This window comes from Enterobacter sp. CFEC122, from assembly GCF_052983755.1.
In genome coordinates, this window is sequence record NZ_JBRIQR010000012.1 from 1 (window position 1) to 23,080 (window position 23,080).

25 protein-coding genes and 1 other annotated feature are annotated in these 23,080 nt (G+C 54.4%); of the genes, 11 read left to right on the top strand and 14 right to left on the bottom strand.

Annotated elements, in window-relative coordinates; genetic code table 11:
* Positions 1 to 246: 246 nt before the first annotated feature.
* The 3 genes from clpB to rluD all read right to left on the bottom strand — a co-directional run bounded on the left by clpB (position 247) and on the right by rluD (position 4,658).
* Entirely contained in the window at positions 247 to 2,820 is a 2,574-nt protein-coding gene (gene clpB, locus ACVCAM_RS10285; protein WP_025912341.1) for an ATP-dependent chaperone ClpB, read from the bottom strand.
* A 129-nt stretch (positions 2,821 to 2,949) separates the two neighbouring features.
* Positions 2,950 to 3,681, bottom strand: a complete 732-nt coding sequence (gene yfiH, locus ACVCAM_RS10290; protein WP_023344708.1) for a purine nucleoside phosphorylase YfiH — start codon at positions 3,679 to 3,681, stop codon at positions 2,950 to 2,952.
* A complete protein-coding gene (gene rluD, locus ACVCAM_RS10295) occupies positions 3,678 to 4,658 on the bottom strand; it encodes a 23S rRNA pseudouridine(1911/1915/1917) synthase RluD (RefSeq protein ID WP_008502468.1) in 981 nt (326 codons plus the stop codon). Before rluD ends, yfiH begins: the two co-directional genes overlap by 4 nt.
* A gap of 131 nt (positions 4,659 to 4,789) precedes the next feature.
* Between rluD and bamD the strand changes: the two genes are divergently transcribed.
* From bamD to pheA, 4 genes are all read left to right on the top strand, one after another.
* Complete coding sequence (gene bamD, locus ACVCAM_RS10300; RefSeq protein WP_008502469.1) at positions 4,790 to 5,527, top strand: outer membrane protein assembly factor BamD; 738 nt, start codon at positions 4,790 to 4,792, stop codon at positions 5,525 to 5,527.
* A gap of 268 nt (positions 5,528 to 5,795) precedes the next feature.
* Positions 5,796 to 6,137: a ribosome-associated translation inhibitor RaiA gene (gene raiA / locus ACVCAM_RS10305; RefSeq protein ID WP_008502470.1), complete on the top strand. Its 342-nt coding sequence runs from the start codon at positions 5,796 to 5,798 to the stop codon at positions 6,135 to 6,137.
* 110 nt (positions 6,138 to 6,247) lie between these two features.
* Positions 6,248 to 6,373, top strand: a sequence feature (Phe leader region).
* Entirely contained in the window at positions 6,249 to 6,296 is a 48-nt protein-coding gene (gene pheL, locus ACVCAM_RS10310) for a pheA operon leader peptide PheL (RefSeq protein WP_100249759.1), read from the top strand. (Overlaps the previous feature by 48 nt.)
* 30 nt (positions 6,374 to 6,403) lie before the next feature.
* Entirely contained in the window at positions 6,404 to 7,564 is a 1,161-nt protein-coding gene (gene pheA / locus ACVCAM_RS10315) for a bifunctional chorismate mutase/prephenate dehydratase (protein ID WP_008502471.1), read from the top strand.
* Here pheA and ACVCAM_RS10320 read toward each other — a convergent pair.
* The 3 genes from ACVCAM_RS10320 to aroF are packed head-to-tail and all read right to left on the bottom strand — an operon-like array spanning position 7,561 to position 10,696.
* On the bottom strand, positions 7,561 to 8,433 hold the full coding sequence (locus tag ACVCAM_RS10320) for an SMP-30/gluconolactonase/LRE family protein (RefSeq protein WP_025912342.1): 873 nt from the start codon (positions 8,431 to 8,433) through the stop codon (positions 7,561 to 7,563). The genes pheA and ACVCAM_RS10320 overlap by 4 nt on opposite strands.
* A 60-nt stretch (positions 8,434 to 8,493) precedes the next feature.
* Positions 8,494 to 9,615 carry a bifunctional chorismate mutase/prephenate dehydrogenase gene (tyrA, locus tag ACVCAM_RS10325; RefSeq protein WP_008502473.1) on the bottom strand — a complete coding sequence of 374 codons (1,122 nt, stop codon included), beginning with the start codon at positions 9,613 to 9,615 and terminating at the stop codon, positions 8,494 to 8,496.
* Positions 9,616 to 9,625: 10 nt separating this feature from the next.
* Positions 9,626 to 10,696 carry a 3-deoxy-7-phosphoheptulonate synthase AroF gene (aroF, locus tag ACVCAM_RS10330; protein ID WP_023294341.1) on the bottom strand — a complete coding sequence of 357 codons (1,071 nt, stop codon included), beginning with the start codon at positions 10,694 to 10,696 and terminating at the stop codon, positions 9,626 to 9,628.
* 214 nt (positions 10,697 to 10,910) lie between these two features.
* Here aroF and ACVCAM_RS10335 point away from each other — a divergent pair, with 214 nt between their 5' ends.
* The 4 genes from ACVCAM_RS10335 to ACVCAM_RS10350 all read left to right on the top strand — a co-directional run bounded on the left by ACVCAM_RS10335 (position 10,911) and on the right by ACVCAM_RS10350 (position 13,686).
* Entirely contained in the window at positions 10,911 to 11,285 is a 375-nt protein-coding gene (locus ACVCAM_RS10335) for a DUF2799 domain-containing protein (protein WP_008502475.1), read from the top strand.
* A gap of 138 nt (positions 11,286 to 11,423) precedes the next feature.
* Entirely contained in the window at positions 11,424 to 11,975 is a 552-nt protein-coding gene (locus ACVCAM_RS10340) for a YfiR family protein (protein ID WP_447093589.1), read from the top strand.
* Complete coding sequence (dgcN, locus tag ACVCAM_RS10345) at positions 11,968 to 13,188, top strand: diguanylate cyclase DgcN (protein WP_021241998.1); 1,221 nt, start codon at positions 11,968 to 11,970, stop codon at positions 13,186 to 13,188. Before ACVCAM_RS10340 ends, dgcN begins: the two co-directional genes overlap by 8 nt.
* A 12-nt stretch (positions 13,189 to 13,200) precedes the next feature.
* Positions 13,201 to 13,686 carry an OmpA family protein gene (locus tag ACVCAM_RS10350; protein ID WP_407223596.1) on the top strand — a complete coding sequence of 162 codons (486 nt, stop codon included), beginning with the start codon at positions 13,201 to 13,203 and terminating at the stop codon, positions 13,684 to 13,686.
* 2 nt (positions 13,687 to 13,688) lie between these two features.
* Here the strand turns inward: ACVCAM_RS10350 and ACVCAM_RS10355 are convergent, their stop codons facing one another.
* From ACVCAM_RS10355 to ffh, 7 genes are all read right to left on the bottom strand, one after another.
* Positions 13,689 to 15,059, bottom strand: a complete 1,371-nt coding sequence (locus ACVCAM_RS10355) for a PepSY-associated TM helix domain-containing protein (RefSeq protein ID WP_407223597.1) — start codon at positions 15,057 to 15,059, stop codon at positions 13,689 to 13,691.
* Positions 15,060 to 15,096: 37 nt separating this feature from the next.
* Positions 15,097 to 15,501: a DUF2946 domain-containing protein gene (locus tag ACVCAM_RS10360; protein ID WP_008502480.1), complete on the bottom strand. Its 405-nt coding sequence runs from the start codon at positions 15,499 to 15,501 to the stop codon at positions 15,097 to 15,099.
* A 132-nt stretch (positions 15,502 to 15,633) separates the two neighbouring features.
* Positions 15,634 to 15,981, bottom strand: a complete 348-nt coding sequence (rplS, locus tag ACVCAM_RS10365) for a 50S ribosomal protein L19 (RefSeq protein WP_002914145.1) — start codon at positions 15,979 to 15,981, stop codon at positions 15,634 to 15,636.
* A gap of 43 nt (positions 15,982 to 16,024) precedes the next feature.
* The gene (gene trmD / locus ACVCAM_RS10370; protein ID WP_008502493.1) at positions 16,025 to 16,792 is read right to left on the bottom strand and encodes a tRNA (guanosine(37)-N1)-methyltransferase TrmD; all 768 of its coding nucleotides are present in this window, start codon (positions 16,790 to 16,792) and stop codon (positions 16,025 to 16,027) included.
* Positions 16,793 to 16,823: 31 nt separating this feature from the next.
* A complete protein-coding gene (rimM, locus tag ACVCAM_RS10375) occupies positions 16,824 to 17,363 on the bottom strand; it encodes a ribosome maturation factor RimM (RefSeq protein ID WP_021241995.1) in 540 nt (179 codons plus the stop codon).
* Positions 17,364 to 17,378: 15 nt separating this feature from the next.
* On the bottom strand, positions 17,379 to 17,627 hold the full coding sequence (gene rpsP / locus ACVCAM_RS10380) for a 30S ribosomal protein S16 (RefSeq protein ID WP_003863133.1): 249 nt from the start codon (positions 17,625 to 17,627) through the stop codon (positions 17,379 to 17,381).
* Positions 17,628 to 17,743: 116 nt separating this feature from the next.
* The gene (gene ffh / locus ACVCAM_RS10385) at positions 17,744 to 19,105 is read right to left on the bottom strand and encodes a signal recognition particle protein (RefSeq protein ID WP_008502496.1); all 1,362 of its coding nucleotides are present in this window, start codon (positions 19,103 to 19,105) and stop codon (positions 17,744 to 17,746) included.
* A 166-nt stretch (positions 19,106 to 19,271) separates the two neighbouring features.
* On the opposite strand from ffh, the gene ACVCAM_RS10390 reads away from it, so the two are divergent.
* Positions 19,272 to 20,063 carry a cytochrome C assembly family protein gene (locus ACVCAM_RS10390; protein ID WP_032623031.1) on the top strand — a complete coding sequence of 264 codons (792 nt, stop codon included), beginning with the start codon at positions 19,272 to 19,274 and terminating at the stop codon, positions 20,061 to 20,063.
* Between the two features lie 18 nt (positions 20,064 to 20,081).
* The gene (locus ACVCAM_RS10395; protein WP_025759264.1) at positions 20,082 to 21,368 is read left to right on the top strand and encodes an HlyC/CorC family transporter; all 1,287 of its coding nucleotides are present in this window, start codon (positions 20,082 to 20,084) and stop codon (positions 21,366 to 21,368) included.
* 52 nt (positions 21,369 to 21,420) lie between these two features.
* On the opposite strand, the gene grpE is transcribed toward ACVCAM_RS10395, so the two are convergent.
* Positions 21,421 to 22,014: a nucleotide exchange factor GrpE gene (gene grpE / locus ACVCAM_RS10400; protein WP_008502499.1), complete on the bottom strand. Its 594-nt coding sequence runs from the start codon at positions 22,012 to 22,014 to the stop codon at positions 21,421 to 21,423.
* A gap of 122 nt (positions 22,015 to 22,136) precedes the next feature.
* On the opposite strand from grpE, the gene nadK reads away from it, so the two are divergent.
* Entirely contained in the window at positions 22,137 to 23,015 is an 879-nt protein-coding gene (gene nadK / locus ACVCAM_RS10405; protein ID WP_008502500.1) for an NAD(+) kinase, read from the top strand.
* Positions 23,016 to 23,080: the final 65 nt, after the last annotated feature.

Below are 23,080 nucleotides of genomic sequence, written 5' to 3' on the forward strand. Positions count from 1 at the left end.
ATTACGCTTTCCCGCTTCAGAGTCAAGCGTTTATTTTCGCTATTCTCTGCTGACCCGGCGGCGTGTGTGCCGTTATTCCGTGTCAGTGGAGGCGCATTATAGGGAGTAATTCCGAACCTGCAAGGATAAAGTGAAAATTATTTACTGACTGCTCACTTTCCAGGCAAACCTCACTCCAGACCTCAATTTTCGCCTGGTTTTTAAACAAAAACGAGCCGCAAGCGGCTCGTTTTTGCGTTTTGTGACTTACTGCACTGCCACAATACGATCGTCGTTGGCTTCCAGACGGATAATTTTACCAGGAACCAGTTCCCCGGAGAGGATCTGCTGCGCCAGCGGGTTTTCGATCTGCTGCTGGATAGCACGTTTCAATGGACGCGCACCGTACACCGGATCGTAACCATTCTTACTCAGCAGTTTCAGCGCATCGTCGGAGATGTGAATTTCATATCCACGCTCTTCCAGACGTTTGTACAGACGCTGCAGCTGGATCTGCGCAATCGACGCAATGTGTTTCTCACCCAGAGGATGGAATACCACCACTTCATCAATACGGTTGATGAACTCCGGACGGAAGTTATGGCTTACCACACCCAGCACCAGATCCTTAATGTGGCTGTAGTCCAGTTCACCGAAACGTTCCTGAATCAAATCGGAACCCAGGTTCGACGTCATAATGACAACCGTATTACGGAAGTCGACCGTTCTCCCCTGCCCGTCGGTCAGACGACCATCGTCCAGCACCTGAAGCAGGATGTTGAACACATCCGGATGCGCTTTTTCCACCTCATCCAGCAGGATGACGGAATAAGGACGACGACGCACCGCTTCTGTCAGGTACCCACCTTCTTCATAACCCACATATCCTGGAGGCGCCCCGACCAGACGCGAGACGGAGTGTTTCTCCATAAACTCTGACATGTCGATACGCACCATCGCATCGTCGCTGTCGAACATAAAGTTAGCCAGCGCTTTGCACAGCTCGGTTTTACCGACACCCGTCGGCCCCAGGAACAGGAATGAACCAATCGGACGGTTCGGATCGGACAGCCCTGCACGACTACGACGAATAGCATTCGAAACCGCTTCAACCGCTTCGTTCTGGCCAATCACACGATTGTGGAGATCGTTCTCCATGCGCAGCAGTTTTTCACGCTCGCCTTCCAGCATGCGCGCCACCGGAATACCGGTCCAGCGGGCAAGCACTTCCGCAATCTCGGCATCCGTCACTTTATTACGTAACAGACGCATCGTTTTTCCTTCTGACTGCGTCGCAATCTCAAGCTGTTTTTCCAGCTCAGGAATTTTGCCGTACTGCAGCTCTGACATTCGCGCCAGGTCGCCCACGCGTCGCGCCTGCTCAATGGCAATTTTTGCCTGTTCGAGTTCAGCTTTGATGGTCTGCGTACCAGAAAGGGAGGCTTTCTCGGCTTTCCACTCTTCTTCCAGCTCAGAATACTGGCGCTCTTTATCGTCCAGTTCTTCATTGAGCATATCGAGACGTTTCTTACTGGCTTCATCAGACTCTTTCTTCAGCGCCTGCTGTTCCAGCTTGAGCTGAATGATGCGTCGGTCGAGTCGGTCCAGCTCTTCCGGCTTCGAGTCAATCTGCATACGAATGCTCGACGCCGCTTCATCAATCAGGTCGATGGCTTTATCCGGCAGCTGACGGTCAGCAATATAACGATGCGAAAGCGTCGCCGCCGCAACGATGGCCGGGTCAGTGATCTGCACATGGTGGTGCAGTTCATAACGCTCTTTCAGACCACGCAGGATCGCGATGGTATCTTCAACGCTTGGCTCGGCAACAAATACTTTTTGGAAACGACGTTCCAGCGCAGCATCTTTCTCAATGTACTGACGGTACTCATCCAGCGTGGTGGCACCGACGCAGTGAAGTTCACCGCGCGCCAGTGCAGGTTTCAGCATGTTCCCGGCATCCATTGCGCCGTCTGCCTTACCGGCACCGACCATGGTGTGCAGCTCGTCGATAAACAGGATGACGTTACCTTCCTGTTTCGCCAGATCGTTCAGCACGCCTTTCAGACGCTCTTCAAACTCACCGCGGTATTTCGCACCGGCCACCAGCGCGCCCATGTCCAGCGCCAGTACGCGGCGGCCTTTCAGGCCTTCCGGCACTTCACCGTTCACAATACGCTGCGCCAGCCCTTCAACAATCGCGGTTTTACCGACACCCGGTTCACCTATCAGTACCGGGTTGTTCTTGGTACGACGTTGCAGTACCTGAATGGTACGGCGGATTTCTTCATCACGGCCGATCACCGGGTCAAGTTTGCCCTGTTCAGCACGCTCGGTCAGATCGACCGTAAATTTCTTCAAAGCCTGACGTTGGTCTTCGGCTCCCTGATCGTTCACGCTTTCACCTCCGCGCATGTTCTCAATCGCCTGAGTCACATTGGCGGTGGTCGCACCGGCGGATTTCAGCAGGTCGGTCAAGGTACCGCGTGATTCAAGCGCCGCCAGAACAAACAGCTCTGACGAAATAAAATTGTCCCCACGTTTTTGCGCCAGCTTGTCGCAAAGGTTCAGGACACGCACCAGATCCTGCGACGGCTGAACGTCGCCGCCGGTCCCTTCGACCTGCGGTAAACGGCTCAGCGCCTGATCGATAGCGGTGCGTAACTGGCCAGCATTAATGCCAGCGGACGTTAATAAAGGACGTACCGATCCCCCTTCCTGATTCAGCAAGGCGCTCATTAGATGAAGAGGTTCGATAAATTGGTTGTCGTGCCCCAGTGCGAGGGACTGGGCATCGGCGAGAGCAAGCTGGAATTTATTAGTAAGACGATCCAGACGCATAACTCCTCCCATAACAGGTCAAATTTGCTACTGGAGATTAAATGAGGTCATCCCTCAATTATTCAAGGTTAATGACCTGAATTATGTGAAAAGAAAACGGCACGTGCCGGATCGTCTTGATTCTTTAGGTTATATCAGCCAAATGAAACTTGCCATACGGCCCGTCGTCTTGTCGCGGCGATAAGAGAAAAAATCACCCTTTTCGGTGAAGGTGCAGCGATCGCCGCCGAAGATCTGCGTCACGCCGACGCGGTTCAGGCGCTGGCGGGCGAGCTGGTAAATATCGGCCAGATATTTATCCCCCGAAGGCAGGAAGGCGTCCACCGCTTGCGGATCTTTTTCCATAAAGGCTTCGCGAACTTCCGGCCCCACTTCAAAAGCGCGAGGGCCAATGGCCGGGCCAAGCCAGGCCATAATATTGGCGGGCTCATCCTTAAAGCAGGCGACGGTTTCTTCCAGCACGCCTTCACACAGTCCACGCCAGCCCGCGTGCGCTGCAGCCACCTCGGTGCCTGCACGGTTGCAGAACAGCACTGGCAGACAATCGGCGGTCATTACGGCACAAACGGTTCCCGGCGTATTGCTGTAAGAGGCATCAGCGCGTTTGGAAGCATAGGGCTCTCCCGTCAACTTCAGCACCGCCTTGCCATGAACCTGTTCCAGCCAGACCGGTTTCGACGGCAGGTTCCCCGCTGCAAACAGACGCCTGCGGTTCTCTTCCACGTGTTCCAGGTTATCGCCACAGTGTGCGCCGAGGTTCAACGACGCCCACGCGCCCTGACTCACACCGCCAGTGCGGGTTGAACTGCAGGCAGCCACGCCGGCAGGCAATGGCCACTCCGGGACAATCAGTTTGGTCATAACCAGTCCACTTGATCCTTATGTTCTTCGAAATCAGCACGCATGGCGTCAATAAGGTCCACCATATCCTGCGGGATAGGCGCATGCCACTCCATCTGAATACCGGTGATAGGGTGATAAAGACGCAGCATGGTCGCGTGCAGCGCCTGACGATCGAATTTACGCAATACGCTGATGAACTCATCCGATGCGCCTTTAGGCGGACGCGGACGACCACCGTAGACCTGATCCCCCACCAGCGGATGGGTAATGTGGGCCATATGCACGCGGATCTGGTGAGTACGTCCGGTCTCCAGACGCAGACGCAGGCGCGTATGAATACGGAAGTGCTCCATAATGCGGTAATGCGTCACCGCCGGTTTACCCATCGGATGCACCGACATATGGGTACGCTTGGTCGGGTGACGGCTAATGGGCTCTTCCACCGTCCCGCCAGAAGTCATATGTCCAATGGCTACCGCTTCATATTCACGGGTGATTTCGCGCAGCTGCAGCGACTCCACCAGACGGGTCTGAGCAGGAACGGTCTTCGCCACCACCATCAGACCGGTAGTGTCTTTATCCAGACGGTGCACGATGCCCGCGCGCGGAACATCCGCGATCGGCGGATAGTAATGGAGAAGTGCGTTAAGTACCGTACCGTCAGGGTTTCCCGCGCCCGGATGAACAACCAGGTCGCGCGGCTTGTTGATCACCAGAATGTCATCATCTTCATAGACGATGTCCAGTGGGATATCCTGCGGCTCGAAGCGGATTTCCTCTTCGATTTCAGCATTGATGGCGACAGCTTCCCCACCTAACACTTTCTCTTTTGGTTTGTCCCAGATCTTGCCGTTTACCATCACGCGCTGGTCAAGGATCCATTCTTTTATGCGTGAACGCGAATAATCAGGGAACAATTCGGCCAAAGCCTGATCTAAGCGTTGACCGAGCTGATTTTCGGAGACTGTTGCGGTGAGTTCTACTCGTTGTGCCATAAACTGCTTCTTCGTTTAACGTTGGGTTTTACGGCTTTGCCGTTTAATATAGTGTGCTATTGTAGCTGGTCTTAATCGGGAGCAGGAACAGAGTTTCTCCCGGACAAACATTTGAGGAAAGTCAAAACGTCATGACGCGCATGAAATATCTGGTGGCAGCGGCCACGTTGAGCCTGGCTTTGGTGGGCTGCTCCGGTTCAAATGAACAGGTCCCTGACAATCCGCCGAATGAAATCTATGCGACTGCACAACAAAAGTTGCAGGACGGTAACTGGAAACAGGCGATAACGCAACTGGAAGCGTTGGATAATCGCTATCCATTTGGTCCGTATTCGCAGCAGGTACAGTTAGATCTCATCTACGCATACTATAAAAATGCCGATCTACCGCTGGCTCAGGCAACCATCGATCGTTTCATGCGTCTGAACCCGACTCATCCTAACATCGACTATGTGATGTACATGCGCGGGCTCACCAACATGGCGCTGGATGACAGTGCGCTGCAGGGCTTCTTCGGAGTGGATCGTTCCGACCGTGACCCGCAGCATGCGCGTGACGCCTTCAATGACTTCTCTAAACTGGTGCGCGGCTATCCAAACAGCCAGTACGTGACCGACGCCACCAAGCGTCTGGTGTTCCTGAAAGATCGTCTGGCGAAATATGAATACTCCGTGGCGGACTACTATACCCGCCGTGGCGCATGGGTTGCCGTGGTTAACCGCGTAGAAGGTATGCTGCGTGATTACCCGGATACTCAGGCAACGCGCGACGGCCTGAAGCTGATGGAAAATGCTTACCGTCAGATGCAGATGACCGCTCAGGCTGAAAAAGTGGCGAAAATCATCGCCGCGAACAGCAGCAACACCTGATTTTGCCTCAATGCAAAACGGCAGCCCGAAGGCTGCCGTTTTTTTATTCGTTTCTGAGCGTCGCTGAAGCGCGTTAGCCTCAACACATCCAGTCAACTATGTCCTCAATTTTTGCCTTCTACAAGGTAAATCTCACCTCTTCCTGCCCTGCCTCACAAAAAAGATTCCCTGACAAAAACCGACAAAATAACGTGATCTAAATCACACATTTTGACATTAGGTCGGGTATGCTGGAATCACCAAGACGGAAAGACAAGAGGTAAAATTTATGACAATGAACATTACCAGTAAACAAATGGAAATTACTCCGGCAATTCGCCAGCACGTCGCAGACCGTCTCGCCAAACTGGATAAATGGCAAACACATTTGATTAATCCACATATCATCCTGTCCAAGGAGCCGCAGGGTTTCATCGCTGACGCAACTATCAATACTCCAAACGGCCATCTGGTCGCCAGCGCAAAACATGAGGATATGTACACCGCTATAAACGATTTGATCAACAAGCTGGAACGGCAGCTCAATAAAGTGCAACACAAAGGTGAAGCCCGTCGCGCCACAACGTCGGTGAAAGACGCCAGCTTCGCGGAAGAAGTTGAAGAAGAGTAATCCTTTAAATTGAGTGTACCGCCAACGCGCCTTCGGGCGCGTTTTTTGTTTTTTATTGACAGGGTGAAAACAGTACGGGTACTTTAACGATATCACTCACAGGATGACTTTATGAAACTTACGCCGTTCTTCTTCGCATTCTTTTTTACCTTCCCCTGAACGGGAGGCGTTTCGTCGTGTGATAAAGAATGCGAAGACGAACAACAAGGCCTCCCACACCGGGGGGCCTTTTTTATTGATAACGATAAGATGAGACAGGCAACACTATGACACCGGAAAACCCGTTACTGGATCTGCGCGTAAAAATCAGCGCGCTGGATGAGAAACTGCTGGCGCTGCTGGCCGAACGCCGCTCCCTCGCCGTTGAAGTGGGCAAAGCCAAGCTGGACTCCCATCGTCCGGTCCGTGATATCGACCGCGAGCGGGATCTGCTGGAACGTCTCATTCAGCTCGGCAAAGCGCATCATCTCGATGCCCACTACATTACCCGGCTGTTCCAGCTCATCATCGAAGACTCCGTTCTGACCCAGCAAGCGCTACTCCAGCAGCACCTCAATAAAACCAATCCGCACTCTGCGCGTATCGCTTTCCTCGGGCCAAAGGGCTCTTATTCTCACCTGGCCGCACGTCAGTATGCCGCTCGCCATTTCGAAGAATTTATTGAAAGCGGCTGCGCGAAGTTTGCCGACATTTTTAACCAGGTCGAGACCGGCCAGGCGGATTACGCCGTGGTGCCGATTGAAAACACCAGCTCCGGCGCCATCAACGACGTCTACGATTTGCTGCAGCACACCAGCCTGTCGCTGGTCGGCGAGCTGACGATCCCTATCGATCACTGCGTGCTGGTCTCCGGCTCAACGGACCTGAACACGATCGAAACGGTCTACAGCCACCCGCAGCCGTTCCAGCAGTGCAGCCAGTTCCTGAACCGCTATCCGAACTGGAAAATTGAGTACACCGAAAGCACCTCGGCGGCGATGGAAAAAGTCGCCCAGGCGAACTCCCCCAACGTTGCGGCGCTGGGCAGCGAAGCGGGCGGCGCGCTGTATGGTTTACAGGTGCTGGAACGCAACCTGGCGAACCAGACGCAAAATATTACCCGCTTCGTGGTGCTGGCCCGCAAGGCAATCAATGTGTCTGACCAGGTACCGGCCAAGACTACGCTGCTGATGGCCACCGGCCAACAGGCCGGTGCACTGGTTGAAGCCCTTCTGGTGCTGCGTAATCACAATCTGATCATGACCCGGCTGGAATCGCGCCCAATCCACGGTAACCCGTGGGAAGAGATGTTCTACCTTGATATCCAGGCCAACCTGGAGTCTGCTTCCATGCAGAAAGCCCTGCGCGAGCTGGGCGAAATCACCCGCTCTATGAAAGTGCTGGGCTGCTATCCGAGCGAAAACGTCGTCCCGGTCGATCCAATCTAACGTTCGATAAAACGGCTTTTCTTCATCCCTGCCACGCTCATCGGCAGGGTGAAGATGGCGCCGGAGAGCGGATATTTCGCCACCTCCTCCGCATCCATATTTTCCCGCGTGGTGGTAATAAAAAGCGTTTTCATATCATCGCCGCCAAAGCAGACCATCGTCGGGCAACGCACCGGCATGCGATACTCTTCCAGCTGCTCCCCTTGCGGTGAAAAACGCGCGATGCGCCAGCCGTCAAACATCGCGCTCCAGTAACAGCCTTCCACATCCATCGCCGCGCCGTCCGGTATCCCCTCGCCCTCTTTAAACTGACGAAACACCTCTCGCTTACCCGGTTCGCCCTGCTCATCAAGCGGGGTACGGTAGATCACACCGTTTGGCGTATCTGAGGTAAACATCCACTGCTTATCCGGGCTAAACGCCAGGCCGTTATGCCCGTGGATATCGCACTGGATCACCTTCGGCGTCAGGTCGTTGTCGATGCGCATCAGCAGGGCGCCGTTGTAATCTCCCGGCCCCCAGAACGTGCCCGCATAGAACCGGCCCAGATGGTCGGTGCCTCCATCGTTAAAACGCGCCAGCTGCGGGTTAGAGGGGTTATCACACACCTTGCGGCGCAGCAGGCCGTGTTTATCGGTCAGCCAGATACCCGTTCGCATCGCAACGATAAAACCACCCTGCTCACGCAGCGCGAAACACCCCACCTCCTCGTGGAAAGAGAGTACGGTGTGTTCCGCCGTCGGCAGATGGTAGCGGTGGATCTCGCCTTCCAGAATATCGGCCCAGTAGAGCGCCTGCTCTTCGGCGCTCCATGTCGGGCATTCAGGCAAATGCCCGGTGTAATTCAACAGCAGCTGCGGTTCAGCCATGACAGTTCCCCAAAATGAAAAAAGCCAGCATTGCTGGCTTTCAGTATATACATCATCGCATTACTGGCGACTGTCATTTGCCTGGCGCAACAACGTCCGGCTCTCATTCTGGAAACGCTGCGCATAATCGCCAAACCAGTGCTCGACCTTGCGGAAGCTATCGATAAACGCCTGCTTGTCTCCGTGCTCAAGCAGCGTAATGGCTTCTCCAAAGCGCTGATAGTAGCGCTTGATCAGAGCCAGGTTGTTTTCGGAAGACATAATGATGTCCGCGTACAGCTGCGGATCCTGCGCGAACAGACGTCCAACCATCGCCAGCTCCAGACGATAGATAGGTGAAGAGAGCGCCAGCAGCTGTTCAAGCTGCACGTTCTCTTCCGCCAGATGCAGGCCGTAGGCAAACGTCGCAAAGTGGCGCAGCGCCTGAATGAACGCCATGTTCTGGTCGTGCTCAACCGCGCTGATGCGGTGCAGTCGCGCGCCCCATACCTGAATTTGTTCCAGGAACCACTGATAGGCTTCCGGCTGACGACCGTCGCAGTAAACCACCACCTGCTTAGCCAGGCTGCCGCTGTCCGGACCAAACATCGGGTGCAGACCCAGCACCGGCCCGGTATGCGCAGCCAGCATTGCCTGCAGCGGACCATTTTTGACGGAGGCCAGATCCACCAGGATACAGTCTTTCGGTAAAGGAGGAAGCTTCCCGACGATCTGCTCCGTCACGTGGATCGGCACGCTGACGATAACCATCCCGGCATCTTTCATGAGCTCCGGCGCCTGCGCCCAGTCCTCTTTTTCCAGAATGCGCACCTGATAGCCAGAAAGCGTCAGCATTTTTTCAAACAGACGCCCCATCTGTCCTGCCCCGCCGACAATCACCACCGGCCGCAGGGTCGGGCAAAGGGTTTTGAACCCCTTGTCGTTTTCGCTGGAATAGGATTCCCGCATCACGCGACGCAGGACGTCTTCAATCAAGTCCGGCGAAACGCCCAGCGCCTGCGCCTCTTTGCGACGGGAGGCCAGCATTGAGGCTTCGCGCTCCGGGACGTAAATCGGCAGGCCGTATTTGCTTTTCACCTCACCGACTTCGGCAACCAGCGCCATGCGGCGCGCCAGCAGATCCAGCAGCGCCTTATCCACTTCATCAATTTGATCGCGCAGTGCGGTCAATTCAGCAACCATAACTACCCTCTTAAGCCAGACGCGTCGCCAGCTGGCCGCTTAAATCTTTATGGATCTCACGCAGCAGTGCATCGGTGGTTTCCCAGCTGATGCAGGCATCCGTCACGGAGACGCCGTGCTTCATGGCGCTGCGCGGTTGTTCAGATGATTGATTGCCTTCATGAATATTGCTCTCAATCATCAGACCGATAATCGAACGGTTGCCATCTTTGATCTGGGCGACCACGGATTCCGCAACCGCAGGCTGACGACGGTAATCTTTATTCGAATTACCATGACTGCAATCTACCATCAGTGCCGGGCGCAGTCCCGCCTGCTCCATCTCTTTTTCACACTGCGCCACGTCCGCCGGACTGTAGTTCGGGGCTTTCCCGCCGCGCAGGATCACGTGCCCGTCCGGGTTACCCTGCGTTTGCAGGAGGCAGACCTGGCCCGCCTGGTTGATACCGACGAAACGGTGCGGCATGGCGGCCGCGCGCATGGCGTTGATCGCCGTCGCCAGGCTGCCATCGGTACCGTTTTTAAAACCAACCGGCATCGACAGGCCAGACGCCATCTCGCGGTGGGTTTGCGATTCCGTGGTACGCGCGCCAATCGCGGACCAGCTGAACAGATCGCCAAGGTATTGCGGGCTGTTCGGATCCAGCGCTTCGGTTGCCAGCGGCAGCCCCATGCTGACCAGCTCCACCAGCAGGCGACGCGCAATCTTCAGGCCTGCTTCCACATCAAACGAGCCATCCATGTGCGGATCGTTAATCAACCCTTTCCAGCCAACGGTAGTACGTGGCTTCTCAAAATAGACGCGCATCACCAGGTAGAGGCTATCGCTGACCTCCTCCGCTAATGCTTTAAATCGACGAGCGTACTCAATGGCGGCTTCAGGATCGTGAATAGAGCAAGGACCACACACCACCAGCAGGCGCGGATCGCGGCCGGCGATGATGTCAGAAATGGTCTGGCGCGAGTGCTCAATCTGAGCCTCCTGCGCGACGCTCAGCGGAAATTCTGCTTTCAGCTGATCCGGAGTAATTAAAACCTGTTCGTCAGTGATATGTACGTTGTTCAGCGCGTCTTTTTGCATGATGGCGATCCTGTAAAGCTCGTTTGCGATAGTTGTTTTCCTCAATGAGGTGAAACCACGATACCATAAAAAGTAAACATTTCAATCCAAAATACGTACACATTACTTTACAGTAGCCAATTTATTGCAAAAATCAGCCGTCAAAAACGTAAAGTTTAAATTACAGGTATACTTTCTTAAGCCAGGCTATGCTGAAGTAAAAAGGAGAATGGCTATGCGTTCAATTGCTCTCACGCTGTTGTCGCTGTTTTTAACGGGCTGCCAGATCAATCCTTATACCTTCCAGCCCGACTGGACCAGTCCATCCTGGTTTGATGCCGGTAAAGAAGACGCCATGAATGGCCTGCCGGTTAAAGATAACCAGACCCTGGCCGATAGTTTTAACGACACCCACGTGGATCGTAGTGAATATCTTCGCGGCTATGCCGATGGTCAGAAGAGAGTCTGCGAAGAAGGGTTTATTCACGCCTGGGGATTAGCGGGCAAATCTTTCCCTGCCAGTTGCGATACTGCTGAAAACGCGGCAAAACTGCGTGCGTCATGGCAAAAAGGGATGGATGAAAGTATGCGCTCCAGCAGACTCAATTAAGTCTGTTTTTAATCACCGGAAAATAAACAACAGTAGGATTTAGCTTAGGTTGACCTGAGGCTATTTCTGACATAATGACGGCTCTGATAAACAATGGTATTCTGCCCGCAACTCTTAAGGACATCTATTTCCAGAGCGATGTGGCGGATTCTGGTGAGAAATTTATTCTTGATCTCTTTTTTCCGACTCACTCTGGTGTTAATGCTGTTCATTATGGTGGGCCCAGCGACGGCAGGCACGCTCACGGAAACGGATAAATCGGTACACTCGATAGTCTCAGGCATTGTGAGCTATACGCGATGGCCGTCACTATCCGGGCAGCCTAAACTCTGCATCTATGCCACTTCTCACTATACGCACGCGCTTAGCGGCGACGAAGGGCACAACGAGTTACCCTATACTCCCGCTATTGTACATAACGATCGGGAAGCCCTGGCCGCGACGTGCGATGCGATTTATTTCGGGTCTGAATCACCGGCAAAACAACTTGAATTAATAAGCCAATATCAGGGCAGAGCATTGCTATTAATCTCAGAGCAAAATCCGGAATGTGTAATTGGCAGTGCCTTTTGCCTGATGATCGATCGCGGCCAGGTCCGGTTCTCCGTCAACCTGGATGCATTGACGCGCAGTGGCGTAAGAGTCAATCCGGATGTATTAATGCTGGCACGGAATAAGCAGCATCGATAAAGATTTCACATCAACGCCACGTCCGACGTTTAAAAGAACGTTGAGGCGAAACAGCATGATAAGCGTCATTATCACGATGACGTTAATATGGCTGTTGCTCTGTTTTGCTTCCGTTGTGACGTTAAAACAATACGCGCAAAAGAACCTTGAATTAACCGGGGCCACGATGAGCCACAGCCTGGAAGCCTCGCTGGTTTTCAACGACTCGCTGGCGGCCAACGAAACGCTTGCCGCCCTGGGCAAACAGGGGCAGTTTGCCGCGGCGGAGGTGATTAATGCGCATAAAAAGCGGTTCGCCTACTGGTCCTGGAACCCGGAAGATAACAACGACACGCTGGGCGCGCTGGTCAGCCGCTGGCTTTTCCCCGTACCGGTTGCGCAGCCCATCATGCATAACGGCTTAACGATCGGCGAAATCCGCCTTACCGCGCGTGACAGTCTGATCAGCCATTTCATCTGGACGTCGTTTGCCGTACTGACCGGCTGCATTCTCTTTGCCGCCGTGGTCGCGCTCGTCATTACCCAGTCTTTGCATCGTGGAATGGTCACGGCCCTGCAGAACATTACCGACGTCGTTCATGACGTGCGCACGAACCGAAATTTCTCCCGCCGGGTGAAAGACGGCCGTATCGAAGAATTTCACCAATTTGGCGAAGACTTCAATAGTCTTCTGGATGAAATGGAAGAGTGGCAGCTGAAGCTTCAGGCGAAAAATGCCCAGCTGTTGCGGACCGCCATGCACGACCCGCTTACCGGTCTTGCCAACCGCGCGGCGTTTCGTAACAGCATTGCGGCATTAATGAATGACCCTTCAGCCAGAACAAACTCGGCCCTGCTCTTCCTCGACGGTGATAATTTTAAGTTTATTAACGACACCTGGGGACACGCGGCAGGAGACTGCGTGCTGATCGAAGTCGCCAGCAGGATGATGGAGTTTGGCGACAAACGTCATCAGTCCTACCGTCTTGGCGGTGACGAATTTGCCATGGTGCTGTACGGCGTGCACTCTGAGCTTGAGGTTCAACATATTTGTGCTGCGCTTTCGCAGCAGTTTATCCGTCCGTTTGATCTTCATAACGGACAAAAAGCATCGATGTCACTCAGCATTGGCTTTGCTCTGGCGTGGGAAAATACTTCCGTGGAAGCATTACTGGAGAGGGCTGACCGCAACATGTACCAGGTTAAAAACCAGCGTACGAAAACAATAAGTTAGAAAGGATACACTATGTTAAAACGTTACTTCGCGCCCTTAGTCCTGGCCTCACTGGTTCTGGCAGGCTGCCAGTCGCCGCCGGAAGGCAAATTCACTCCTGAGCAAATTGCGGCGATGAAGTCTTACGGTTTTAACGAACTGAACGGTGACTGGTCGCTTGGGATGTCGGACACCATCCTGTTTGATAAAAATGACGCCAGGCTGCGATCGGAGAGTGAAACGCAGATCCAGTCCATGGCCTCTCGCCTGGCGGAAACCGGCCTGACCCACGCGCGAATGGACGGTCACACGGATAACTACGGGAAAGAGAGCTACAACGAAGCGCTCTCGTTAAAACGCGCCAACGCCGTGGCCGATGCCTGGGCGAAGGGGGCAAATATCCCGCGCAGCAATCTCACCACGCGGGGATTAGGTCAAAAATATCCGGTTGCGAGCAACAGTACCTCACAAGGGCGCGCTGAAAACCGCCGCGTCGCAGTGGTGATCAGCACGCCATAAGGCTATTTAGCGGAGGATTCGGCGAGCGTCACCCTGGTTGCCGCTCGCCAGCGCAGCCAGTCCACCAGAACAAACAGCGCCAGACTCACGCCCATGACCGGCAGGGCCAGCCCCAACAGTACGCTGATTAACACCGTAACGCCTCTTCCCCACACTGACAAGGCAAGCCAGCTCTGGCAAAGCGTCTGTACCGGACTCACAGCCGATTGCGCCGGACGACGCATCCACCACATCCGGTATCCCCAGATAATGAGCACGCAAAGGGCGAGGCCGAACGCAACCAGCAGCAGCTGATTTGCGAGGCCGAATAAGATCCCCATATGGAAATCCACGCCCCAGCGGGTCAGTTTTGCCATTAGCGGAAAATCCTCGAATCGGGTTCTGTCCAGAACCTGCATCGTATGAGGATCAACCGCCACGGCGTCCACCTGGGTCGGCCAGCTGCGATCGATTTCCGTCACGGTCCAGGCGCGACCCCTCGTTTTCGCCGGGCGGATCTCCAGCTTGCCGGCATCAATACCCGCGTTACGCGCCGCGCTTAATACCCCATCAAACAGCGTCAAATCCATCGCCATTTCCGGCATCACCATTCCACCGTGATGACCGCGGTGTTCGGCATGTTCATCCACGACCTCATGTTGGCCGGATAGCGTCGTGTTCACCTGCGGGGTGAGCCAGTTCATCTCTGCCCGCAGCTTATCCACGTTCCCGCCAGCCCACTGGGACCAGGTCAGGCCGGTTGCGGAGAACAGCAGCATTCCACCCAGCAGGCTCCAGCCCAGCGTCACATGCACCCGACGCCGGTTCTGGAAGCGATTATTGATCCGCCGTTTGGGCCGGGTATAACACCACAGGGCAATACCGCCCAGCGCGGCGACCCACATCCACGAGGCCGCAAGCTCGCTGTAAAGGCGCCCAATGTCGCCCAGCATCAGGGACGTATGCAGGTAATCAATGGTCTGACGCAGGGGTAAAATCCCGCTGGTGCCGTATACCGTCAGATCTCCCAGCACCGTCAGGCTTACCGGATCGATAAAGATAGCCCGGTTCTCCGATGGCCCAAGTTTCGGGTCAGCGAACATCACGCGGGTGGTTTCGCCCTCAACCAGCCCCGGACGAACGGCGTGCAAACGTAAATCTGATCCAACGGTTTTTTTCGCCACGGCGATTTGTTCCGCCAGAGGCTGTGGCTCGCCCATAGAATCCGCGTGGAGCGCGTGCCGGTAGAGTGCGTTTTCCAGCTGTGGGGTCGCCACATACAGCGTCCCGGTTAGCGCGGCGAAGAAGATAAACGGGCCGACAAACAGCCCAACGTAGAAATGAAGGCGACGCAGCAGGTTTCCCCATGCCGCGCGCGAGGTGCAGGTAGTCATACTTTTCCTTTTTAAGGCAAAAAGTTATCGATATTTTTTAAAGTGAAAAAGCAGACTGCCGCGGCGGCGCGCGGGTATCAGGGTAAAGCCAGGGGAAAAAGTGCCAGTGCTTGACCGCCTGACGCGGCGGCTTAACGCGAAGCCTCTGCAGCACCACGCTGAGCAGGACGATGAGCGCCAGCATCACGCCAGGGACATGCGCTAACAGCACGCAGTAGCCGCACGCTTCCGCATGGTCGACGGGCATCGTGTGTGGCATATCGCCGTGATGCTCGTCCATCGACATCATGCTCATGTCATGATGCATGCCCGGCATGGCGCTCATGGGATCTTTCTGCAATGAGACGGAGATAAGGGGTGCTACCACGATCAGCAGGATCGCAAACAGCGCGGTCAATGCCGCTGCGCGTTTCCAACTATGCTGATGCAGTACGTTATCCACTTCCCCTCCATTCAAGAGGCAAGCATTGTAAATGATTTATGACGAAAGGGTTAACGCCAGAGGTGCGATGGAATAAAAAAAGGGCCGGCCTTTCGGCCAGCCCTTTCTAACAGGATGTCGCTTAAGCGAATCTTAGTTCAGACGCTCTTTAATACGAGCAGACTTACCAGTACGCTCACGCAGGTAGTACAGTTTAGCTTTACGTACAGCACCACGACGTTTAACAGCAATGCTGTCAACTACCGGAGAGTGAGTCTGGAAGACACGCTCAACGCCTTCGCCGTTGGAAATTTTACGAACAGTGAATGCAGAGTGCAGACCGCGGTTACGAATAGCGATAACCACGCCCTCGAATGCCTGCAGACGTTTTTTGGAACCTTCAACAACCCATACTTTCACTTCCACGGTGTCACCTGGACGGAAGGAAGGTACGTCCTGCTTCATCTGCTCTTGTTCAAGTTGCTTAATAATGTTGCTCATAATTTAATCTCTTATCCTGGGTAAACTGATATTCGGGAGCGTATTACGCATTCCCATCATGTTCATGCTGCTGTTGCGCGTGTTCAGTTTTGAACTCGGCCAGCAACTTTGCTTGCTCTTCAGTCAGAGCCAGGTTTTCCAGAAGTTCAGGTCTTCTAAGCCAGGTTCGGCCCAGCGACTGCTTCAAACGCCAGCGACGTATCTCGGCATGGTTTCCTGACAGTAACACTGCCGGGACCTCCATCCCTTCTAACACTTCAGGACGGGTATAGTGTGGACAGTCCAGCAACCCATCGGCAAAGGAATCTTCCGTTGCCGAAGCTTCATGGCCCAGTACTCCCGGAATGAACCGGGCGACAGAGTCAATCAGCGTCATTGCGGGTAACTCACCACCGCTGAGAACGTAATCGCCGATAGACCATTCTTCGTCAATCTCGGTTTGAATTACGCGCTCATCTATCCCTTCGTAGCGACCACAGACCAGAATCAGCTTTTGATTCGTCGCCAGTTCGCTCACGCCCGCTTGATCAAGCTTGCGTCCCTGAGGTGACAGATAAATCACCTTTGCGCCTTCACCTGCCGCGGCTTTTGCTGTGTGAATGGCGTCCCGTAAGGGTTGCACCATCATTAGCATCCCCGGTCCGCCGCCGTAAGGACGATCGTCCACGGTACGGTGCCGGTCATGAGTAAAGTCACGAGGACTCCAGCTCTGGATGCTCAGCAGGCCATTCTTTACTGCCCGGCCAGTTACCCCGTAATCGGTAATCGCGCGGAACATTTCAGGAAACAGGCTAATTATGCCAATCCACATAGCGCCGTCTTTTACCGTTTATCCGGAGAATTTAAAAACCAGGATCCCAATCTACTTCAATGGTTTGAGTAGTGAGATCGACTTTCTTGATAACCTGTCCATCGAGGAACGGGACCAACCGCTCCTTGATGCCAAATGCATCTTTCAGGTTTGCCTTAATGACGAGAACGTCATTTGACCCGGTTTCCATCATATCGATGACTTTCCCCAGGCTGTAGCCTTCAGTCGTGACTACCTGGCAACCCATAAGGTCTTTCCAGTAGTAGTCACCCTCTTCCAGCTGTGGCAACTGCGACGAATCCACGACAATTTCACAATTAGTCAGCGCATTCGCGGCATCACGATCGTCAACGCCTTTCAGCTTGATGATGATGTCCTGATTGTGGTGACGCCAGCTTTCCAGCTCGACCTCTTCCCACTTACCGCCTTTCTGGATAAACCAGGGCTGGTAATTAAAAATGCTATCAGCGTCTTCAGTGGAGGAAAACACTCTGAGCCAACCACGGATACCGTAGCAAGAACCCATTTTTCCCAATACGATCGGTTCAACAGGTGCTTTATTGCTCATCATGACCACCGTGACAGATTAAGCTGCTTTGTTTGCTGCTTTGATCAGCGTAGCAACGCGATCGGAAACAGTAGCGCCCTGGCCAACCCAGTGAGCGATACGATCCAGATCCAGACGAGTTTCTTCTTCTGCGCCAGCGGCCAGTGGGTTGAAGAAACCAACGCGCTCGATGAAGCGACCGTTGCGTGCATTACGGCTGTCAGTCACAACAACCTGGTAGAACGGACGCTTTTTAGCGCCGTGACGTGCTAAACGAATAGTTACCATAACATCCTCTTGTGTGAATAAAACAACCGGGCCCCATCGAGGAACGGAGCCCGGGTGTCATATTAAAAGCCCGAAAATTTTACTCATTTTCGGGCAAAAAGCAATCTCAAAAGCGATTAACGCCCAGGAAAACCGGGAGGCATCATCCCTTTCATGCCGCGCATCATCTTCGCCATGCCGCCTTTCTTCATTTTCTTCATCATGCGCTGCATGTCGTCGAACTGTTTCAGAAGGCGGTTAACGTCCTGCACCTGCATGCCGCAACCGGCTGCGATACGGCGTTTACGGGAACCTTTGATGATGTCGGGGTTAGCGCGCTCTTTCAGCGTCATCGAGTTGATGATCGCCTCCATACGCACCAGCACCTTGTCATCCATCTGCGCTTTCACGTTGTCAGGGATCTGGCCCATGCCCGGCAGTTTGCCCATCAGGCTGGCCATGCCGCCCATGTTTTTCATCTGACGCAGCTGCTCAAGGAAGTCGGTGAGATCGAAACCGTCGCCTTTTTTCAGCTTGCTGGCCAGCTTCTCGGCCTGCGCGCGGTCAACCTTGCTCTCGATATCTTCGATCAGCGACAGCACGTCGCCCATGCCGAGAATACGAGAGGCAATACGATCCGGGTGGAACGGCTCCAGCGCTTCGGTTTTTTCGCCCACGCCGAGGAATTTGATCGGCTTACCGGTGATGTGACGAATCGAGAGGGCCGCACCGCCGCGGGCGTCACCGTCCACTTTAGTCAGCACCACGCCGGTTAACGGCAGCGCTTCGTTAAACGCTTTCGCGGTATTCGCCGCATCCTGACCGGTCATGGCGTCGACGACAAACAGGGTCTCTACCGGGTTGATAGAGGCATGCACCTGCTTGATCTCGTCCATCATCGCTTCGTCAACGTGCAGACGACCGGCGGTATCCACCAGCAGCACGTCGTAGAATTTCAGCTTCGCCTCTTTCAGCGCGGCGTTAACGATGTCGACAGGCTTCTGCGCCACGTCGGACGGGAAGAAATCCACGCCGACCTGCTCTGCCAGGGTCTCCAGCTGCTTGATCGCCGCCGGGCGATAGACGTCCGCAGAGACCACCAGCACTTTCTTCTTGTGCTTTTCGCGCAGGAACTTACCCAGCTTACCGACGCTGGTGGTTTTACCCGCACCCTGCAGGCCCGCCATCAGCACCACGGCCGGTGGCTGAGCGGCCAGGTTAAGCACCTGGTTCTCTTCGCCCATCGCCGAAACCAGTTCATTACGAACGATTTTGACGAACTCCTGACCCGGGGTCAGGCTCTTGTTAACTTCATGACCAACCGCCTTCTCTTTCACGCGGTTGATAAAATCACGAACAACCGGCAACGCGACGTCTGCTTCCAGCAGCGCCATGCGCACTTCGCGCAGCGTTTCCTTGATGTTGTCTTCAGTAAGGCGTCCGCGGCCGCTGATGTTGCGCAGCGTGCGCGACAAACGATCGGTTAAATTATCAAACATTGTCTCTCGCCTGAGTAGAAACGTTGGGCCGCCATGAGCGACACATACACAGAATTTTGCCGGAGTATAACATGAAGGCGCCTTTGTTGTTATGCAACGGTTGGAGCAGGCGTCACGTAACGTTATACTGCTTCTCTTTCTTATTAAGACAACTGTCGATGCCTATATGCCTGTTTTCGCACTGATCGCCCTTGTTGCCTACTCTGTCAGCCTCGCGCTGATTATTCCCGGACTGCTGCAAAAAAACAGCGGCTGGCGGCGCATGGCTATTCTTTCGGCGGTGATCGCACTGATTAGCCACGCCTTTGCGCTGGAATCACGCATTATCCCCGGCGACGGCAGCGTGCAAAACCTGAGCGTGCTGAACGTCGGCTCGCTGGTCAGCCTGATGATCTGTACGGTAATGACCATCGTCGCGTCTAAAAATCGCGGCTGGCTGCTGCTGCCGATTGTCTACACCTTCGCGCTGATCAATCTGGCCCTCGCCACCTTTATGCCTAATGAGTTCATTACGCATCTGGAGGCGACACCGGGGATGCTGGTGCATATCGGCCTGTCGCTCTTTGCCTACGCGACGCTGATCATCGCCGCGCTTTATGCCATGCAGCTCGCCTGGATTGACTACCAGCTGAAAAACAAAAAACTGGCGTTTAACCATGAAATGCCGCCGCTGATGGTGATTGAGCGTAAGATGTTCCACATCACCCAGGTGGGCGTGGTGCTGCTGACGCTCACGCTCTGCACCGGGCTGTTTTACATGAAGAACCTGTTCAGCGTGGAGAATATCGATAAAGCGGTGCTCTCCATCATCGCGTGGTTTGTCTATATTGTCCTGTTATGGGGCCATTATCATGAAGGCTGGCGCGGTCGTCGCGTGGTCTGGTTCAACGTCGCGGGTGCGGGCATTCTCACCCTTGCCTATTTTGGCAGCCGCTTCATACAGCAATTTGCTGGCTAAGAAACAAAGGAGTTCCCCCTGGAACACATCTCAACCACCACGCTGATCGTTATCCTGATCGTCATGGTGGTCATCTCCGCCTATTTCTCCGGCTCGGAAACCGGCATGATGACCCTGAACCGCTACCGGTTACGTCATCGTGCTAAACAGGGTAACCGCGCCGCCCGTCGCGTTGAAAAACTGCTCCGCAAGCCGGATCGCCTGATTAGCCTGGTGCTCATCGGCAACAACCTCGTCAACATTCTGGCCTCTGCCCTCGGCACCATCGTCGGGATGCGCCTGTACGGCAACGCCGGGGTGGCGATTGCCACCGGCGTGCTGACGTTCGTGGTGCTGGTGTTTGCCGAAGTGCTGCCGAAAACCATCGCCGCGCTTTACCCGGAGAAGGTCGCCTACCCGAGCAGCTTCCTGCTGGCACCGCTGCAGATCCTGATGATGCCGCTGGTCTGGCTGCTGAACATGGTGACGCGCGTTCTGATGCGGATGGTGGGAATCAAAGCCGACGTCACCATCAGCAGCGCGCTCAGCAAAGAGGAGCTTCGCACCATCGTGAACGAATCCCGCTCGCAGATCTCCCGACGTAATCAGGACATGCTCCTGTCGGTGCTCGATCTGGAAAAGGTGAGCGTGAACGACATCATGGTGCCGCGTAACGAAATCGTCGGTATCGACATCAATGACGACTGGAAAGCCATCGTTCGCCAGCTGACGCACTCCCCGCACGGGCGCATTGTGCTGTACCGCGACTCGCTGGATGACGCCATCAGCATGCTGCGCGTGCGCGAAGCCTACCGTCTGATGACCGAGAAAAAAGAGTTCACCAAAGAGGTGATGCTGCGCGCCGCCGACGAGATTTACTACGTGCCGGAAGGAACGCCGCTCAGCACGCAGCTGGTGAAATTCCAGCGCAACAAGAAGAAAGTCGGCCTGGTGGTCAATGAGTACGGCGATATCCAGGGGCTGGTGACGGTCGAAGATATTCTGGAAGAGATTGTCGGGGACTTTACCACCTCAATGTCGCCTTCCCTCGCGGAAGAGGTCACCCCGCAAAACGACGGCTCGGTGCTGATTGACGGTAGCGCAAACATTCGTGAACTCAACAAAGCCTTTAACTGGCATTTGCCGGAGGATGAGGCTCGCACCATTAACGGAATGATTCTGGAAGCGCTGGAAGAGATCCCGGCCGCGGGCACGCGGGTGCGCATTGAGCAGTACGATATTGATATCCTGGACGTGCAGGACAATATGATCAAGCAGGTGAAAGTCCTGCCCGTTAAACCCCTGCGCGAAAGTATCGCGGAGTAAGGTTGTAGGCCGGGTAAGGCGAACGTCGCTACCCGGCACTACGGATAGCGAATTACGCTTTCGCTTTCGCCACGGTCACCATCGCAGCGCGGATGGTACGGCCGTTCAGGGTGTAACCTTTCTGCATCACGCCCAGCACTTTACCGGCTTCAATCTCTTCAGATTCAACCATCGCAATCGCCTGATGAACGTTTGGATCCAGCGGAACGTCGGTATCGGCAATCACTTCCACGCCAAACTTACGCACCACGTCGAGCATGGATTTCAGCGTCAGTTCGATACCTTCGATCATCGCCGCGTTGTCCGGATTCGCTTTGTCAGCCACTTCCAGCGCACGATCGAGGCTATCGATCACCGGCAGCAGTTCGTTGACGAATTTCTCCAGCGCGAACTTGTGCGCCTTCTCAACGTCCTGCTCGGTACGACGACGCAGGTTTTCCATTTCCGCCTTGATGCGCAGAACACTGTCGCGTTCGCGATTCTGTGCTTCTACCAGCTGGGCTTCCAGATTCGCAATTTTTTCATCGCGCGGGTCCACCTGCTCAGCAGATGCGTCTGGCTCTACAGCCTCAACTTCATCGTGCTGTTCCGTGATAATTTCTTCAGGGGCTTGCCCCTCAGGCGTTTTCTGTTCTTTACTACTCATGAATTTCTCCGCGTTTTTCTGCATTCATCTCGCTAACTTCGCTTATTATGGGGATCAGTTTCCGGGATTCAAGGGAACAAGACAGATTGTCATCATTCATCAGGCACAAGGACCTCCAGAAAATGAATAATCATTTCAGGTGTATTGGGATCGTCGGGCATCCGCGTCACCCTACCGCACTAACGACACATGAAATGTTGTATCGCTGGTTGTGTAGCAAAGGCTATGAAGTGATGGTCGAGCAGCAGATTGCCCAGGAACTGCAGCTGAAGAGCGTCAAAACCGGCACGCTGGCAGAGATTGGCCAGCAGGCCGATCTCGCCGTGGTGGTGGGCGGCGACGGCAACATGCTCGGCGCAGCCCGCACGCTGGCGCGTTATGACATTAAGGTCATCGGTATCAACCGTGGCAATCTCGGTTTTTTAACCGACCTCGACCCGGACAATGCGCAGCAGCAGCTGGCCGACGTGCTGGAAGGCCACTATATCAGTGAAAAACGCTTTTTACTGGAAGCGCAGGTGTGCCAGCAGGACTGCCAGAAACGCATCAGCACCGCCATTAACGAGGTTGTCCTTCACCCTGGCAAAGTGGCGCACATGATCGAGTTCGAAGTCTATATCGACGAGATCTTTGCCTTCTCCCAGCGTTCTGACGGGCTGATTATCTCCACCCCGACCGGCTCAACCGCCTACTCGCTTTCTGCCGGCGGCCCGATCCTGACGCCCTCATTGGATGCCATTACCCTGGTACCGATGTTCCCGCACACGCTCTCCGCCCGCCCGCTGGTGATCAACGGCGACAGCACGATCCGTCTGCGCTTCTCGCACCGCCGTAACGACCTGGAGATCAGCTGCGACAGCCAGATAGCGCTGCCTATCCAGGAAGGTGAAGATGTGCTTATTCGCCGGTGTGATTACCACCTGAATTTAATACATCCAAAAGATTACAGCTATTTCAACACATTAAGCTCGAAGCTTGGCTGGTCAAAAAAATTGTTCTGATTTTGCATCCAGTACTTTACTGTATAAAAAACCAGTTTATACTGTATGAAAACACAGTTATGGTT